This window comes from Pseudomonas sp. TE50-2 (genome assembly GCF_040813665.1).
In the GTDB taxonomy this organism is placed as follows: Bacteria; Pseudomonadota; Gammaproteobacteria; order Pseudomonadales; family Pseudomonadaceae; genus Aquipseudomonas; species Aquipseudomonas soli.
In genome coordinates this window covers 3,520,517-3,537,255 of the sequence record NZ_JBFNXN010000001.1, presented here as the reverse complement: position 1 = coordinate 3,537,255, position 16,739 = coordinate 3,520,517, and the positions used below count along the sequence as shown (strand labels likewise).

15 protein-coding genes are annotated in these 16,739 nt (G+C 66.3%); 8 read left to right on the top strand and 7 right to left on the bottom strand.

Going from position 1 to position 16,739, the window contains the following annotated elements:
• The first annotated feature begins 43 nt into the window (after positions 1–43).
• Positions 44–1,450, top strand: a complete 1,407-nt coding sequence (locus AAHK21_RS16160; protein WP_367857765.1) for an adenosylmethionine--8-amino-7-oxononanoate transaminase — start codon at positions 44–46, stop codon at positions 1,448–1,450.
• 81 nt (positions 1,451–1,531) lie between these two features.
• A complete protein-coding gene (locus AAHK21_RS16155) occupies positions 1,532–2,251 on the top strand; it encodes a 16S rRNA (uracil(1498)-N(3))-methyltransferase (RefSeq protein ID WP_367857764.1) in 720 nt (239 codons plus the stop codon).
• Here AAHK21_RS16155 and AAHK21_RS16150 read toward each other — a convergent pair.
• The 7 genes from AAHK21_RS16150 to pilG all read right to left on the bottom strand — a co-directional run bounded on the left by AAHK21_RS16150 (position 2,248) and on the right by pilG (position 12,158).
• Positions 2,248–2,865: a hemolysin III family protein gene (locus tag AAHK21_RS16150; RefSeq protein ID WP_046853930.1), complete on the bottom strand. Its 618-nt coding sequence runs from the start codon at positions 2,863–2,865 to the stop codon at positions 2,248–2,250. The genes AAHK21_RS16155 and AAHK21_RS16150 overlap by 4 nt on opposite strands.
• A 68-nt stretch (positions 2,866–2,933) precedes the next feature.
• On the bottom strand, positions 2,934–3,407 hold the full coding sequence (locus AAHK21_RS16145) for a chemotaxis protein CheW (RefSeq protein ID WP_367857763.1): 474 nt from the start codon (positions 3,405–3,407) through the stop codon (positions 2,934–2,936).
• On the bottom strand, positions 3,400–8,694 hold the full coding sequence (locus AAHK21_RS16140) for an Hpt domain-containing protein (RefSeq protein WP_367858996.1): 5,295 nt from the start codon (positions 8,692–8,694) through the stop codon (positions 3,400–3,402). The genes AAHK21_RS16145 and AAHK21_RS16140 overlap by 8 nt, the downstream gene beginning before the upstream one ends.
• An 11-nt stretch (positions 8,695–8,705) precedes the next feature.
• Entirely contained in the window at positions 8,706–10,730 is a 2,025-nt protein-coding gene (locus AAHK21_RS16135; RefSeq protein WP_156177729.1) for a methyl-accepting chemotaxis protein, read from the bottom strand.
• A gap of 63 nt (positions 10,731–10,793) precedes the next feature.
• Positions 10,794–11,348: a chemotaxis protein CheW gene (locus tag AAHK21_RS16130; RefSeq protein ID WP_367857762.1), complete on the bottom strand. Its 555-nt coding sequence runs from the start codon at positions 11,346–11,348 to the stop codon at positions 10,794–10,796.
• The gene (pilH, locus tag AAHK21_RS16125; RefSeq protein ID WP_046853925.1) at positions 11,345–11,710 is read right to left on the bottom strand and encodes a twitching motility response regulator PilH; all 366 of its coding nucleotides are present in this window, start codon (positions 11,708–11,710) and stop codon (positions 11,345–11,347) included. The genes AAHK21_RS16130 and pilH overlap by 4 nt, the downstream gene beginning before the upstream one ends.
• A 46-nt stretch (positions 11,711–11,756) precedes the next feature.
• Positions 11,757–12,158 (bottom strand): twitching motility response regulator PilG, encoded by a 402-nt coding sequence (pilG, locus tag AAHK21_RS16120; RefSeq protein ID WP_046853924.1) that lies wholly within the window; start codon positions 12,156–12,158, stop codon positions 11,757–11,759.
• Between the two features lie 185 nt (positions 12,159–12,343).
• Between pilG and gshB the strand changes: the two genes are divergently transcribed.
• From gshB to ruvX, 6 genes are all read left to right on the top strand, one after another.
• On the top strand, positions 12,344–13,297 hold the full coding sequence (gene gshB / locus AAHK21_RS16115; RefSeq protein WP_110702117.1) for a glutathione synthase: 954 nt from the start codon (positions 12,344–12,346) through the stop codon (positions 13,295–13,297).
• Positions 13,298–13,444: 147 nt separating this feature from the next.
• On the top strand, positions 13,445–14,344 hold the full coding sequence (locus AAHK21_RS16110) for an energy transducer TonB (protein ID WP_023631717.1): 900 nt from the start codon (positions 13,445–13,447) through the stop codon (positions 14,342–14,344).
• An 82-nt stretch (positions 14,345–14,426) separates the two neighbouring features.
• Positions 14,427–15,404 carry an ankyrin repeat domain-containing protein gene (locus AAHK21_RS16105; RefSeq protein WP_367857761.1) on the top strand — a complete coding sequence of 326 codons (978 nt, stop codon included), beginning with the start codon at positions 14,427–14,429 and terminating at the stop codon, positions 15,402–15,404.
• A complete protein-coding gene (locus tag AAHK21_RS16100; protein ID WP_367857760.1) occupies positions 15,401–15,571 on the top strand; it encodes a hypothetical protein in 171 nt (56 codons plus the stop codon). The genes AAHK21_RS16105 and AAHK21_RS16100 overlap by 4 nt, the downstream gene beginning before the upstream one ends.
• A 139-nt stretch (positions 15,572–15,710) precedes the next feature.
• Positions 15,711–16,280 (top strand): YqgE/AlgH family protein, encoded by a 570-nt coding sequence (locus AAHK21_RS16095; protein ID WP_046853921.1) that lies wholly within the window; start codon positions 15,711–15,713, stop codon positions 16,278–16,280.
• Complete coding sequence (ruvX, locus tag AAHK21_RS16090) at positions 16,280–16,705, top strand: Holliday junction resolvase RuvX (protein ID WP_028688357.1); 426 nt, start codon at positions 16,280–16,282, stop codon at positions 16,703–16,705. The genes AAHK21_RS16095 and ruvX overlap by 1 nt, the downstream gene beginning before the upstream one ends.
• Positions 16,706–16,739 lie beyond the last annotated feature (34 nt).

The window sequence follows — 16,739 nt, the reverse complement described above, 5'->3', positions numbered from 1 at the left end:
GCTTACGCGGTCAAACCGAGCCGTAACGCCAGGAGAAGTGCCCATGGGCCTCAACGATCAGTGGATGCAGCGTGACCTTAAGGTCCTTTGGCACCCCTGCACCCAGATGAAAGACCACGAACAGCTGCCGCTGATCCCGATCAAGCGCGGCGAGGGCGTGTGGCTGGAGGACTTCGAGGGCAAGCGCTACCTGGACGCCGTCAGCTCATGGTGGGTCAACGCTTTCGGCCATGCCAACCCGCGCATCAACCAGCGCATCAAGGATCAGGTCGACCAGCTCGAACACGTGATCCTCGCCGGCTTCAGCCACCAGCCGGTGATCGAGCTGTCCGAGCGCCTGGTGGCGATCACCCCGGCCGGCCTGGAGCGGGTGTTCTACGGCGACAATGGCTCGTCGTGCATCGAAGTGGCGCTGAAGATGAGCTTCCACTACTGGCAGAACACCGGCAAACCGCAGAAGAAGCGCTTCGTCACCCTGACCAACAGCTACCATGGCGAGACCATCGCCGCGATGTCGGTGGGCGACGTGCCGCTGTTCACGGAAACCTACAAGGCGTTGCTGCTGGACACCATCAAGGTGCCAAGCCCGGACTGCTATCTGCGTCCGGAAGGCATGGGCTGGGAAGAGCACTCGCGGAACATGTTCGCGGCCATGGAGCAGATCCTGGCCGAACACCACGCCAGCATCGCCGCGGTGATCGTCGAGCCACTGATCCAGGGCGCCGGCGGCATGCGCATGTACCACCCGGTGTACCTCAAGCTGCTGCGCGAGGCCTGCGACCGTTACGACGTGCACCTGATCCACGATGAGATCGCCGTTGGCTTCGGCCGCACCGGCACGATGTTCGCCTGCGAGCAGGCCGGCATCACCCCGGACTTCCTGTGCCTGTCCAAGGCCCTGACCGGCGGCTACCTGCCGCTGGCCGCCTGCCTGACCACCGACAAGGTCTACCAGGCCTTCTACGACGACTACCCGACCCTGCGCGCCTTCCTGCACTCGCACAGCTACACCGGCAATCCGCTGGCCTGCGCCGCGGCCCTGGCCACTTTGGACATCTTCGAGCAGGACAACGTGATCGAGGCCAACAAGGCCTTGTCGGCGCGCATGGCCAGCGCCACCGCGCACCTGGCCGACCATGCCCACGTCGCCGAGATCCGCCAGACCGGCATGGTCCTGGCCATCGAGATGGTCCAGGACAAGGCCACCAAGGCCGCCTACCCCTGGCAGGAGCGCCGCGGCCTGAAAGTCTTCGAGCACGCCCTGAGCCGTGGCGCGCTGTTGCGCCCGCTGGGCAGCGTGGTGTATTTCCTGCCGCCTTACGTGATCACACCCGAACAGATCGACTTCCTGGCCGAGGTGGCCAGCGAAGGGATCGATATCGCCACGCGCGACAAGGTGAGCGTTGCCGTGCCGGCCGACTTCCATCCGGATTTCCGCGATCCGGGCTAGCCCCAGAGCCACCCGAAACCTGTAGGTGCCGGCGCGTCCGCGCCTACAGGATCTGCGTCAGCCTTTTTCCAGAGCAAGCCCATGAGACTCTCCCGCTTCTTCATCGACGCCCCACTGGGCCTTGGCGAGCACGAGCTCCCCGAAGCCCAGGCCCACTACATTGGCCGCGTGCTGCGCATGGCCGCTGGCGACGCCGTGCAGCTGTTCGACGGCAGCGGCCAGGAATACCTCGGCCAACTGCTCGAAGTCGGCAAGAAAACCGTGCGCGTCAGCCTCGACCAGGCCCTCCCCGGCCAGGCCGACTCGCCTTTGCACATTCACCTGGGCCAGGGCCTGTCCCGTGGCGAGCGCATGGACTGGGCAATCCAGAAAGCCACCGAGCTGGGTGTCAATGAAATCACCCCGATCGTCAGCGAACGCTGCGAAGTACGCCTGAAGGACGAACGCGCCGACAAGCGCCTGGCCCACTGGCGCCAGGTGGCTGTCAGTGCCTGCGAGCAGTGCGGGCGCTCGACCGTGCCGGTGATCCACCCGCCCGTGACCCTGGCCGAGTGGCTGAAAAGCACCGAAGCCGACCTCAAGCTGGTGCTGCACCCGGTGGCCGAGCCACTGACCAGCCATGCCAAACCGGCCAGGCTGGCCTTCCTGATCGGCCCCGAGGGCGGCCTGAGCGAAGCGGAAGTCGAGCAGGCCAAGGCCGCCGGTTGCCAAGCCGCCCGCCTCGGCCCCCGCGTGCTGCGTACCGAGACCGCCCCAGTGGTGGCTTTGTCGGTGGCACAGCAACTGTGGGGCGATTTCTAGCGCACGTAGAAAAACACCGCGACGAAGTGCATCAGGCTGCCGGCAATCACGAACAGGTGCCAGATGCCATGCCAATGGCGGAATCGGCTGTCAAAGGCGAAGAAGATGATGCCGACGGTGTAGAACACACCGCCGGCCGCCAGCCAGGCGAAGCCGGCGGCCCCCAGGCTGTGCAGCAGCGGTTTCACCGCCACCAGCACGATCCAGCCCATCAGCGCATAGATGACGATCGACAGGATCCTCGCCTCCGAGCGCGGCTTGATCTCCTGCAACATGCCTATCAGCGCCAACCCCCAGACCACCCCGAACAGGCTCCAGCCCCAGGGACCGCGCAGGCTGACCAGGCAGAACGGCGTGTAGCTGCCGGCAATCAACAGGTAGATCGACAGGTGGTCGAGCTTGCGCATGACCCGCTTCGCCCGCCCGCGGGTGCTGTGGTAGAGGGTGGAGATGCTGTAGAGCAACAGCAGGGTGAAACCGTAGATGGAGAAACTGACGATCTTCCAGGGATCGCCCTGCAGGCCCGCCACGACGATCAGCCAGCTCGCGCCGATGCAGGCCAGTACCGCGCCGACCAGGTGGGTCCAGGCGTTGAAGCGTTCACCGTAATACATGCAAGCACAGACCTCCCGCAGCAGTCAGGGTTCCTGAGCCCCGCGACAGGGCCCGCTCAACCATCATCCTAGCCAGCTGCAGATTGCAGATCAGCGTCACGCACCAATCTTTCCAGCCCGGCCAGGTCCGGCACCCGCGCCACCTGCTCGCCCACCTGCACTGCCGCCAACTCCAGCGCGGCCAGTGGCACATCAACATAGTTCAACTGGCTGTCGAGCTTGCACGAGCGCGGAATACCCTGCAGCAGCAACGCCAGGAAGCGCAGGCCGGTATCCCCCAGTGCATTGAGCACCACCACCCGTGCCCGCTCGCCGCAAGTGGTCTGCCCGCCACAGGCCGCCTCGAAACCGATCAACGGCAGGCGCTGCTGGCGCCAGTCCACCCAGCCCAGGTGCCAGGCCGGCTCCCCTTGCTCGCAGGCGATGGCGCGATGACCAATCAATTCGGCCACCGCCACGTTGGGCAGTACCAGGGTGCGGTCGCCCAAGGGCAACAGCAGGCCGGTGAGACTGCTGCGCTGGCCGGCGATATGTTCAAGCATGGGGTTGGCTCCAGTGGGCGATGCTCTGCAACAGGACCGACTCCTGGTAAGGCTTGCCGAGGTATTCGTTGACGCCGATGGCCATGGCCCGGTCGCGGTGCTTCTGCCCGGTGCGCGAGGTGATCATGATGATCGGCAACTGCGCCAGGCGCTGGTCGCGGCGGATGCGCGTGGCCACCTCGAAACCGTCCATGCGCGGCATCTCGATGTCCAGCAACAACACGTCCGGGCGATGCTCTTCGAGCAGCGCCATGGCATCTACCCCGTCCTTGGCGGTCAGCACGCTCATGCCGTGGCGTTCGAGCAGGCGGCTGGTGACCTTGCGCACGGTCACCGAGTCGTCCACCACCATCACCAGCAGTGGCCGACGCGGCACGGGCCCCGTCAGCAGATGCTGCCCCTGCGCCACGCCCGGCAGGCGCGCCAGGCGTCGCTGCTGGCCGCGCAACTGGCCGAGCAGGTCGAGAATCAGCACCACCCGCCCGTCGCCAAGCAGGGTGGCACCGGACAGCCCCGGCACCGCCGCGAACTGCGGGCCCAGGCTCTTGACCACGATCTCGCGGCTGGGCGACAGGCTGTCGACCTGGATCGCGAACGATTGCTCGTGGGAATGGGTGAGCAGCACCGGCAGCGGTACGCTCTGGCCCAGCAGGTTGGGCTGCGTGCCCTCCTGCAACAGTTCGCCAAGGTAACGCAGTGCGTAGTCATGCCCGGCATAGCTGTAGCGTGGCGGGTCCAGCCGGTAGCAGGCCTCCAGCTCCGCTGGCGGCACGCGCACGATGCCCTCGATGGTGTTCAGCCCAATTGCGTATTGCTCATCCTCCACATGCACCATCAGCGCCCGGTTCACCGACACCGTGAAGGGCAGGCGGATCAGGAAGCGCGCGCCCTTGCCGGGGCTGGACTCGATGCTCATCGAACCGCCCAGCTGCTTGACCTCTTCATGGACCACGTCCATGCCCAGGCCGCGCCCGGAGATCTGGGTGATCTTCTCGGCCGTGGAAAACCCCGGGCGCAGGATGAACTGCAGGATCTCGTGGTCGCTCAGACGCGCCTGCGGATCGAGCAGGCCGCGTTTGATCGCCTTGTTGCGCACCGCCTCCAGCGGCACCCCGGCGCCGTCGTCGCTCATCTCGATGACGATGTCGGCGCCTTCGTGCAGCAAGTTCAGGTGGATGGTGCCCTGCTCCGGCTTGTCCGCCGCCAGGCGCGCCTCGCGGGCTTCCAGGCCATGGTCGACGGCATTGCGCAGCATGTGCTCGAGCGGCGCGACCATGCGTTCGAGCACGCTGCGGTCCAGCTCGCCCTCGGCATTGCCGACCACCAGTTCGACCTGCTTGCCCAGTTCGCTGGCCACCTGCCGCACCACCCGCTGCAAACGCGGCACCAGGCGCTCGAACGGTACCATCAAGGTGGCGGTCAGCCCCTCTTGCAACTGGCTGTTGACCCGCGCCTGCTGCTGCAACAGGCTGTGCGCCTCCTGGGCCCGCTGCAGCAGGGTTTCCTTGAGGTCGAGCAGGTCCGAGGTGGACTCGAACAGCGCCCGCGACAATTGCTGCAACTGCGAATGGCGGTCCATCTCAAGTGGGTCGAAGTCGTCGTAGGCATCACCCTCAAACTGGTGCCGGCTCGAGATCCGCCCCTGGGTCTCGATATCCAGGCGCAACAGCTGGTCGCGCATGCGCTCCAGCGTGGTCTCCATCTCGTTGAGGGCGAACTGCGCATCGTTGACCTGCTGCTCGATGCGCCCGCGGATCACCGAATGCTCGCCGGCCAGGTTGCCCAGGTCGTCCAGCAGTTCGGCATCGACCTTGACCATGTCCCCGGCCCGCTCGGGGGCCACAGCCGGTGCTTCGGCCGGGGCGGGCTCGGCCTGGGGCTGCCCGGCGGCGCTGTCGGTCAGCGCGGCGCTGGAGAAGTTGCGGATATAGTCGATCAGCGCCGTCGCCGCATGCAGCGGCTCGCCCAGGCGCGCAGCGTCGAGCATGTGCGCCAGGCGGTCATGGCAGTTCTGCAGCAGGCTGAACAAGGCCGGCGTCGACGGCAGCCGTGCGGCCGCCAGTAGCTCGTAGAGGAATTCCAGCTCATGGGCCAGGTCGCCGATGGCGGCGATCTCGACCATGCGCGCCCCACCCTTGAGGGTGTGGAGGTCGCGCAACAGGTTCTCCACCTCGACCGTGTTGCGCGGGTCGGCCTGCCAGCGCGCCAGGGACTGGGCCGCGCTTTCGAGGATATCGGAACTCTCCTCGAGGAAAACTTCCAGCAGCTCCTTGTCGCCTTCGCTTGCCTGCGTGTCGTCCTGCGCCTCGACCGGGCCAGGTGGCGGAGCGTTGTGACGGAAATCGCGCAGCTCACCCAGCAACTCCACCGCCGACAGCGGTGACTGGCCCTCGTGCAAACTGCGCAGCATCCCGGCCAGGGCGTCATGGCTGCGTGCGAGCAGCTCGAACAGCCCCGGGCTTGCCCCGATCCGCCGGTCCACCAGCCCTTCGTAGAGCAGCGCGAGCTCCTGGGCAAGCACTTCGATGGCACCGATCGCAGCCATCTGCGCGCCGCCCTTGAGGGTCAGCACATCATGCTGCAACGCAGACAGCGGTGACAGGCTTTCGGGATCGTCCTTCCATTGCCGCAGCGCCTGGTCGGCGCCTTCGAGAATATCGGCGGCTTCCTCGAGGAACAGATCGACGACCGCGGGGTCCGGTAGCTGACCTGCGATAGGCAGCGTTGTCGCGCCAGCTGCGCCGACCAGCCCCAGGGCCGCCGGGTCGAGGGCATCATCAAGCAAGCCGTGCAAGGCGGCCAGGCAATCGGGGCGTGCTGTCGGATCCTGCCCGGCGGCTATTTCGTCGAACAGGTCGAACAGTGCTTCGTGGGCCTGCCGGGCGATGGCGAAGAAACGCGGCGTCACCGCCAGGCTGCCCTCTTCGACCGCACCGTACAGGTCGAGCAGCCCTTCGCAGACTTCATCCACCTGCCACAGCTCGGCCTGGTGCGCGCCATGGCTGAGGGTGGTCATTTCCTCGAGCAGCAGGTGCAGCTCATGATGCTGCGTGGGGTCGGCCTGCCAGTTGGCCAGCCGCGCCTCGGCGTCGAGCAGGATATCCATGCCCAGGGTCAGGAAAGTGGCCGTCAGTTGCGGGTCACGCCGGGCCCGGCGTGCCGGGTGCGCCTCGGCCTGGTGCCTGGCCAGCCTGGCATCGACCGTTTGCCCGACCTGCTCGATCAACGCCGCAGCCCCCGGAATGGCAGCCAATGGCGTGCTGTCCAGCTGGGCCAGCCCCAGGTGGAACAGCGCACGCGCAGCCTCCAGCAGCTCGATCTCGGCCTGCTGCAAAGGCAGGTGGTGACCTTTGTACTCGCGCACCAGGCGGTCGAGCGCGGTGGCCAGTTCCGCCACCGGCATCACGCCGGCCATGGCGGCGCTGCCCTTGAGGGTGTGCAAGGCGCGTTGCAGGCTGTCGCTGACCACTGAGCCTTGAGCATCAGCCACCTGCAGGAAAGCATCGAGCCCGGCCAGGTGCCCTTGGGCCTCGTTACGGAAAATCTCCAGCAACTGCGGATCGAGACCGTCGATGCTGGCACTGACCGGCGTGTCATTGAGCGCCAGCGCGTGCAGATGCCCGGCCAGTTGCTCGATCTCCGCAGTGGGCGGCAGTTGGCTGGCGGCGAAGTCGGCGAGCAGGTCGGGCAGGCGCACGAAGACCTGCTGCAAAGCCACCAGGCCTTCGGCGCTCAGCGTGATGCGCCCCTCCAACACCCGGTTCAGCAGGTGCTCGGCGCCCCAGGCAAGTTCCGCCACGGCCTCTGCGTGGACCATCCGCCCGCTGCCCTTGAGCGTATGCAGCGCGCGACGCACCTCGATCAGTGAATCACGCAAACCGTTGTCGGCACGCCAACGCAGCCATTGCCGCTCGATTTCAGGCAACAGTTCGCCGGCCTCTTCGAGAAACACCTCGCGCAACTCGTCATCGATACCGTCCGCCATCCGGGAGCCAGCCAAGGGGCGTTCAAGTCGTGGGCATTGCACGCCCAAGGCGGTCAGGCTGGCGTGGGCCATGTCGATGAAACGCTGGGCATCGGCCAGTGGATCGGCCACCCGCCACTGCAACCAGGCCTCGCCAGCGCACAGGGCATCGGCCAGATGGGCCAGCTCATCGGGCAGCGGCTCGTCCTCCACATGGACCAGCCAGCCCTGCACATATCCCGCACACCCACCGAACACTTCGGCGGCAGCCGGCAGCATCAACATCGCCAACGCCCCGCGCACCTGCTGCAGCAGACCGGGCAAGGCCTGCAGGCGCTGACGCGACCAGTCCGACTCCAGGCAGTCGCCGATCAGGTCCTTGGCCTGCTGCAGCACATTGAGCGACTCGTTGAGTACCAGCTGGCGAATCTCGGCCAGGTCAGAGCCAGGCAGGTTGCCTGGCGAGGTCTCCTCCAGCGGGCCAACCATGCCGTTGAGGGTGGCCTCGACGTACAACAGCGCCCCGGCGACATCCATCAACAATGCCTCGTCCACCGCGCCGTCCTTCTCGACCTGCGCCTGCAGCGCCAGCACCTGGTCGATGATCACGCGTCGTGGCTGCTGGAAACCCAGCACTGCCAGGGTGTCGGCGACATGGCGCAGGGGCGGCAGCAACGTCTCCAGCGGTTCGCGTGGCGGATGCTCGCCACTGACGAAGGGGTCGAGTCGGTCCTTGATGCGCATCAGGTCATCGCACAGCGCCATCACCACCGAACGCAGCGCGTCGCGCCCAGGGCCGGCCTGCATGTGTTCACGCCAGCTCCCCAGGGAAAGGTCGAGGTTGGCCAAGTCCGCCGCGCCAGCCAGACGCTGCCCGAGGTCACCCAGCAGGCTGCCTTGGGCCAGGGGTTCGGCACCGCGACAGACCCGCAGCTGGTTGAGCAGGGGCATGACCACCAATGGCAGGTCGTGGCGTGCCCCGCGCAGGCGATCCAGGTAGGGCGGCAATTGCTCGAGCCCCCGGAACAGCGCGCCCAGGCAGTCGCCACGGGGGCTCACCTGGCCCTCGGCCATGGCCCGCCCAAGCAGCTCCAGTTCCTCGGCCAGGCGCGTCGCGCCCGGCAATTCGAGCAGGCGCAGGCAACCGTGCACCTGGTGCAGGTTGTCGACGAAGAACGCCAGCATCGACAGGTCGCCCGGTTCTGCCGAGAAACGCTCCAGGGCCTGGCGCGCCTGCGCCAGGCAATCAAGGATGGGGGCCTTGATCCAGGCCAGGGCCACCGTGTCGTGGCGCTCGCCGGCCGTACTGCCCGGGCCGGCCATGCTGGCCCCGCTCACGACCGCTCCACCGGTTTGGGCAGGGTGAAACCGGATACCGAACGGCGCATCTCGCTGGCCATGCGTGCCAGGTGGCGAATGCTGTCAGCCGTGGCGCCGGAGCCGGCGGAGGTTTGTGCGGTGATCTGCTGGATCACCGCCATGGTGTGGGAAATCTGCCCGGCAGACGACGTCTGCAACTGAGCGGCATCGGAGATGCTGTGAATAAGGTCGGCCATCGTCTGCGATACGCCTTCGATCTCGGCCAGGGCCACGCCGGCGTCCTGGGCCAGGCGCGCGCCGCGCACCACTTCGGCGGTGGTCTGTTCCATGGAGATCACCGCCTCGTTGGTGTCGGCCTGGATGGTGCGCACCAACGCCTCGATCTGCCGGGTTGCCGAGGACGAGCGCTCAGCCAGGCGCTGCACCTCGTCGGCGACCACGGCAAAGCCGCGGCCGGCCTCGCCGGCGAGCGATGCCTGGATGGCCGCGTTGAGGGCGAGGATGTTGGTCTGCTCGGCAATGTCGTCGATCAGGCTGACGATATCGCCGATCTCCTGGGAGGACTCACCCAGGCGCTTGATCCGCTTTGCGGTGTCCTGGATCTGCTCGCGGATGTTGTCCATGCCGTGGATGGTGTTGTGCACCACCTCGTTGCCCTTGTTGGCGATGGCCACCGAGCGCTCGGCCACCTTGGCCGATTCATAGGCATGCGCAGAAACCCGGTCGATCGATTCGACCATGTCGCCCACCGCCTCGGACGCCTCGCTGATCTGCTCGGCCTGGTGCTCTGACGCCTTGGCCAGTTGGCGGGCGGTGTTCTGGGTGTCCTGCACCGCAGCGGCGACCTGCTCGGCACTGTGGTTGATGGTGGCCACCAGGTCGCGCAGTTGGTCCACCGAGAAGTTGATCGAGTCGGCGATGGCCCCGGTGAAGTCCTCCGTCACCGAGACGGTGACGGTCAGGTCGCCGTCGGCCAGTTCCTCGATCTCGTCGAGCAGGCGCATGATCGCCTGCTGGTTGCGCTCGTTTTTCTCGGCGGTCTCGCGGAGCTGGCGGTGGGTGGCGCGCACCATCACCAGGCCAATAAGGATGATCGAAGCCAGTGCCAGCAGGCCGAGCACGTAGCCACCTACGGTGTCGAGGGTACGCCCGCCTGCCAGGTTCTCGAAGCCGTTGGCCAGGTGCGAGGCCTCGTCGAGCAGGGTCTGCGACAGGCTGAAGATGTTGCCGGCAGCCTCGCGCACGCGGAACAGCTCCGGCGAAGTCTCGAGGATTTCGTCCACCGAGCCCGAGACGAACTGGAAAAGTTCGGCGATCTCGGCCAGCCGTGCCCGGGCATCGGCATCCTCGACGCGGGTGACCTGAATCGCCGGGTTGCCGGCCAGCATGCCCTCGAGCACCTGGCCGAAGCGGCTGGCGTCGCGGCCGAAGGCATCGGCGGCCTGCACCGAGGTCTCGTCACCGGCGAGCACGGTGTTGACCGAGCCGAGAATGCGCTCGGCCAGCAGCAACTGGCGCTGGGCCACGGCCACCTGATTGGCCGGCGCACCGCTCTGCAGCAGGATTTCCACCACTTTCTCGTATTCGACCTGCAACTGCGGAACGGTCTCGGCCAGGGTGGCCGCGACCTGATGCAGCGACAGCACGGTCTGTTCGCTGGCAAGAATGGTGTCGGTGTTCTTGCGCAGGTTCTCCCAATCCTGGCGTACCGCGTCCATTTCATCGCGCACCGCCACGGGCGCTGCGGGCAGGCCGGTGGTCTTGTCACCCTCGCGCAAGTAGCTCCAGCGCCGCTCGAAGTCGTTGCGCGCATCGCTGAGCAGCCTGAACGCCAACGCCTTGCCCGCCGCCGCCTCGGTGGCGTTCTTGGCAATGCGCTGGGACAGCACGCGCAGCTCGCCGGCATGGCCGATGTACTGCTTGTCGTGGTTGGCCTGGGTGTTGAGGTAGGCGAAGTTGGCGAACAACAGGACGATCGACAGGATCAGCACCACGAACAGCACGGTGATCTGCGCGGTGCTGCGCGGGCGTTGGGCCACGGCGGCGGGCGAGACGCCGGCTGCGGCAACGGTGGGTCCTGGCTTGTTCACGTCGAAAGTCCTCTACAACGCCACATCGAGAAAGCCCGGCGCCTGGGCCAGGGCGAACGGGCTGAAGATCGCCCAATTGCGCTCACGGGGAAAATGGCCCTGCACAAAGGGCGCGGCCGCACGGATCAACGGTTGCGGCGGTGACAGCTCGAGACTGCTCAGGGCGAAGTGCTGCAGGCCGACCACTTCGTCCACCAGCAGCCCGGCGAACAGCTCTTCATGATCCAGCACCAGCACCCGCCGTTGCTTGCCCGCTGCAGCCGGGCCAAGGCCAAAGAACGCACACAGGTCCATCACCGGCAGCAGCCGCCCTCGCAGGTTGGCCACCCCACGCACCCAGGGCTGCACACCCGGCACCCGGCTACCGCGGGGTTCGCGCAGCACTTCGGCGACTTCGCCCATGGGCGCGACGAACCACTGCCCGGCAACACGAAAGCCGATGCCGCTCCATTGTTGCAGGCGGAGGTCCTGTGGTGGCTGGTCGGCCACCAGCAGGCGGCAGCGCCGGTCGATGTCCAGCAGCAGCTCGAAGGCGGTCAGCGACGCGCCCTGGGGCCGGGTGGTCAAGCCTGCAGCACTTCTTTGAGCTTGGCGATCAGCGCGTCTTCTTCCACAGGTTTGGTCAGGAAGTCGCGGGCGCCCTGGCGCTGGGCCCAGATCCGATCGGTTTCCTGGTCCTTGGTGGTGACCACGATCACCGGGATGGCGCTGGTTTCCGGGTCCTTGCTCAACTGGCGGGTGGCCTGGAAACCGTTCATGCCGGGCATGACGATGTCCATCAGCACCGCGTCAGGCTTTTCCTGGCGCGCCAGGGCCACGCCGTCGGCGCCGTTGTCGGCCTTGAGCACCCCATAGCCGTGCTTCTCCAGCCATTCGGTCAATCTGTACATCTCTGTCGGCGAGTCGTCGACAATCAGAACTCGGGCCATGCTGTTTCCCCATCAGGAAATAGAGACGCCGCCTTGCGTGGGCGCGTCAGGGTGCGTGTGGATCCTGCGCAGCGAAGCCGGGCACGCAGGCACGGATCGCGTCGAGCAGTTCTTCCTTGCTGAAAGGTTTGGTCAGGAACTGGTCGGAACCGACCACCCGGCCGCGGGCCTTGTCGAACAGGCCGTCGCGGGAAGAAAGCAGGATCACCGGGGTGTCCTTGAACTCGCTGTTGTGCTTGATGATGGCGCAGGTCTGGTAGCCGTCGAGGCGCGGCATCAGCACGTCGACGAAGATGACCCGCGGTTTGTGGTCGACGATCTTGGCCAGGGCGTCGAAGCCGTCACTGGCGGTGATCACCTCGCAGCCTGCCTCGCCGAGCAACATCTGCGCGGTGCGGCGGATCGTGCGGGAATCGTCGATCACCATCACCTTCAGGGGTTGTTCCATAGTTGCGCTTCTGCCTGGGAGCGAATTCGCCAAAAGGCCGTGCAGGCCATGTGCCTGGCCTTTTTAGCACACTCCCGAAGGCCATTCCATCCGCCCACCCCTTGACCGTGGGCGCGCCCGGCGCCACCCTGAGCCACTTTTTCTTTCGTGCCATGCGGCCAAGCGCCGCCAAGAGGAACCACCCCATGAGCGTTCGCCTCGGGATTGTCATGGACCCCATCGCGTCCATCTCCTACAAAAAGGACAGCTCGCTGGCCATGCTGCTGGCCGCCCAGGCCCGCGGCTGGAGCCTGTTCTACATGGAGCAGCGCGACCTGTACCAGGGCCAGGGCAAGGCCCGCGCACGCATGCGCCCGCTCAAGGTGTTCGCCGACCCGGCCCGCTGGTTCGAACTGGGCGAAGAGCAGGACAGCACCCTGGCCGAGCTGGACGTGATCCTGATGCGCAAGGACCCGCCCTTCGACATGGAGTTCGTCTACAGCACCTACCTGCTGGAACAGGCCGAGGCCGAGGGCGTGCTGGTGGTCAACAGACCGCAGAGTCTGCGCGACTGCAACGAAAAGCTGTTCGCCACGCTGTTCCCGCAGTGCACGCCCCCCACCCTGGTCAGCCGTCGCCCCGACATCATCCGCGAGTTCGCCGCCGAGCATGGTGATGTGATTCTCAAGCCGCTGGATGGCATGGGTGGCACTTCGATCTTCCGTCACCGGGTCGGCGACCCCAACCTGTCGGTGATCCTCGAGACCCTGACCGCGCTCGGCGCCCAGCAGATCATGGCGCAGGCCTACCTGCCGGCGATCAAGGACGGCGACAAGCGCATCCTGATGATCGACGGCGAGCCGGTGGACTACTGCCTGGCGCGCATCCCGGCCAGCGGCGAGACCCGCGGCAACCTGGCCGCCGGCGGTCGCGGCGAAGCCCGCCCGTTGAGCGAGCGCGATCGCTGGATCGCCGCCCAGGTCGGCCCAACCTTGCGTGAAAAGGGCCTGCTGTTCGTCGGCCTGGACGTGATCGGCGACTACCTCACCGAAATCAACGTCACCAGCCCGACCTGCATCCGCGAGATCGACGCCGCCTTCAACACCAATATCGGCGGGCAATTGATGGACGCCATTGATCGCAAGCTTCAGGCGCGCTGACCGAGGACACGTGGCAACACCGCGCAGTGGGGTATGATGCGCAGCCGCAAGCTTCAAGCTGCAAGCCGCAAGTATGTGCAGGCCTGCACCGAGCCGCTTTTACTTGAAGCTTGCAGCTTGTAACTCGAAGCTGCCTTTGGATACCCGATGACGCTCCCCGCTGACATCCCACCCGACCTGCTGCCACCGCGCGTCCGCCCGGTGGACCGGCTTGGTTTCACCCTGTTCCTGGCCGCCCTGGTGCACCTGGCGCTGATCTTGGGCGTGGGTTTCACCGTGGTCAAACCGGCCGAGATTCGTCACGCCATGGACATCACCCTGGCCACCTTCAAGAGCGAGAAAGCGCCCGAGAAGGCCGACTTCCAGGCCCAGGACAACCAGCAGGGCAGCGGCACCCTGGACAAGAAAGCGGTGCCCAAGACCACCGAGGTCGCGCCGTTCCAGGACAGCAAGATCAACAAGATCACCCCGCCCCCGGCGGCGAAACCGCAAACACCCCCGGCACCGGCCAAGGCCGTGGTCGCCACCCAGGCGCCGAAGCCGCAGAAAGTCGAGCCCAAGCCGAAGGAAAGCAAGCCGCAACCCCAGCCCCAGGCCAAGGTTCCGGACTTCGACAGCTCGCAGCTGTCCAGCCAGATCGCCAGCCTCGAGGCCGAGCTGTCCCAGGAACAGCAGCTCTACGCCAAGCGCCCGCGCATCCACCGCCTGAACGCCGCCTCGACCCTGCGCGACAAGGGCGCCTGGTACAAGGAAGAGTGGCGCAAGAAGGTCGAGCGCATCGGCAACCTCAACTACCCCGAAGAAGCCCGGCGCCAGCAGATGTACGGCAGCCTGCGGATGATGGTGTCGATCAACCGCGACGGCTCGCTGTATGAGGTGCTGGTGCTGGAGTCCTCCGGCCAGCCAGTGCTGGACCAGGCCGCCCAGCGCATCGTGCGCCTGGCGGCGCCCTTCGCGCCGTTCACCGGGGACCTGGCGGAGTTCGACCGCCTGGAGATCATCCGTACCTGGCGCTTTGCCAGGGGTGACCGGCTGCAGAGCAACTGACATCAGGGCTTACCTGATGGCAAAACAATAGCCCTTCTGTAATCATGCGCGCCTTTGGATCCCACAGAGAAAGGACTCTTCCATGGCGCGCGCCCTCTTCGCCCGCAATACCGCTGCCTTTGTCTTTGCCCTTGGCACCTTCGCACTGCCCGCCGTGGCGTGCGCCGATGCCGCCGCCCTGACGCAGAAACTGATCGACGAAGTAGGCGAATACCACTACGACGAAACCCCGCAGCGCCTGGCCGCCATCAAGGCCCTGCTCGACCAGGGCGCCGATCCTGATGGTCAACCGGTGTTCCTGGCGGCCTCCTACAAGGCGACCGCACCTTTCGAGCTGTTCCTGCCGAAAGTGAACGTCAATGCCCCGATTCAGGAAAACGGCGAAACCTTGCTGCTACTGACCCTCAACCAGGCTGAGCAGCCGGCCTCCAAGGCCGACCTGAGCATGGTCAAGGCGCTGATCGCAGCAAAAGCCAATGTGAACGTGCAGGCCCAGGAAGACACGGCTTCGCCCCTCAACACCGCGGCGGAAAAGGGCTCGCCAGAGCTGGTAAAATTGCTGCTGGCCGCCGGCGCCGATGCCAAGGCCACCCTGGCCAACAACTTCACGCCCCTGACCGGCAAAGGCGCCTCGAACCTGGAGGTGATCAAGCTGCTGGTCGAGGCCGGCGCCAACCCGTACCAGGTGACAGGCGCGGGTTCCACCCCTCTGCACTTTGTCTGCCAACGCCCCTATGAACTCAATGGCCAGCCGGACCCTCAGGCGAACCAGCGCATCGCACTGTTGCTGAAGAAGGGCAGCTCCATCGATGCCATTCACGAGCAGCAAGGCACCTTCCCGATCGGCACGCCGCTCAAGGAAGCGCTGATGAGCAACAACCCAGACTGCGTCGCCGCCCTGATCAAGGCCGGCGCCAGCCCCCAGGCCCCGGTGTACCCGGCGAGCTACCTGGCGCAGTACCCGACCGCCAGGCAACAGACGATCAAGGCCTATGTACTGTCCCAGGCCGACGCCGAGCCGGACCTGTATCCCGCCGAGATCGTCAAGCTGTTCAAGTGACTTCCCCAGGCACGGCGGTCCATACCCCACTGCTGGAGGCCGCCCGCTCGAACAACCCGGACTGTGTTGCGGCACTGATCGCCGCAGGTGCCGACCCGGAGGCACCCGCCCATTCGCCGACCTACATGAAGAACTTCCCGGATACCGAGCAGGAAACGGTCAGGTAGTACATCCTGTCCCGTACAGCGGAACCCCGCAGCCTGTACTCGCCCGAAGTGGTGAAGCTGTTCCAGTAACCCGTAGTGTCGCTGACAAGGTGCCCCTGGCACCTTGTCAGCCTCGCCACCTGGCGCCACACTAGCGGTCATGAAGACCCTCGCCCCCAGCTACCTCAAGCACCAGTTCCTGATCGCCATGCCGCACATGGCCGATCCGAACTTTGCCCAGACCCTCACCTACATCGTCGAGCACAATGCCCACGGCGCCATGGGCCTGGTGGTCAACCGCCCGCAGGAGCTGAACCTGGCCGACATCCTCGAACAGTTGCGCCCGGACGATGAGCCGCCGGCCAGCACCCTGCACGTCCCGATCTACCAGGGCGGCCCGGTGCAGACCGACCGCGGCTTCGTGCTGCACAGCAACGATCGCAGCTACCAGGCCACGGTCGAACTGGAGGGCCTGTCGCTGTCCACCTCCCAGGACGTGCTGTTCGCCATCGCCGCCGGCGACGGTCCGCGCAAGAGCCTGATCACCCTGGGCTACGCGGGCTGGGAAGCCGGCCAGTTGGAGGCCGAGCTTGCCGACAACGCCTGGCTCAACTGCCCGTTCGACCCAGAGATCATCTTCGGCATGGCCAGCGACATGCGCCTGGGCGCCGCCGCCGCCAGCCTGGGGATCAACCTCAGCCTGCTGACCAGCCAGGCGGGCCACGCCTGATGGCCGAACTGCGCTTGCTGCTTGGCTTCGACTACGGCACCCGGCAGATCGGCGTGGCCGTCGGCCAGGTGATCACCGGCCAGGCCCGAGAACTGTGCACGCTCAAGGCACAGAACGGCGTGCCGGACTGGAACCAGGTCGAGAAGCTGATCAAGGAATGGAAACCCGACGCCATCGTCGTCGGCCTGCCGCTGAACATGGACGGCACGCCCAGCGAGATGAGCGAACGCGCCGAAAAATTCGCCCGTCGCCTGCACGGCCGCTACAACCTGCCAGTACACACCCACGACGAACGGCTCACCACCTTCGAAGCCAAGGGCGAGCAGATGGCCCGTGGCGGCCGTCACGGCAGCTACCGCGACAACCCGGTCGACGCCATCGCCGCGGCCCTGCTGCTGCAAGGCTGGCTGGAGGCCAACACTTAAATCCGCTTTGCCGCCGGCTGCTTGCCGGCGCCCG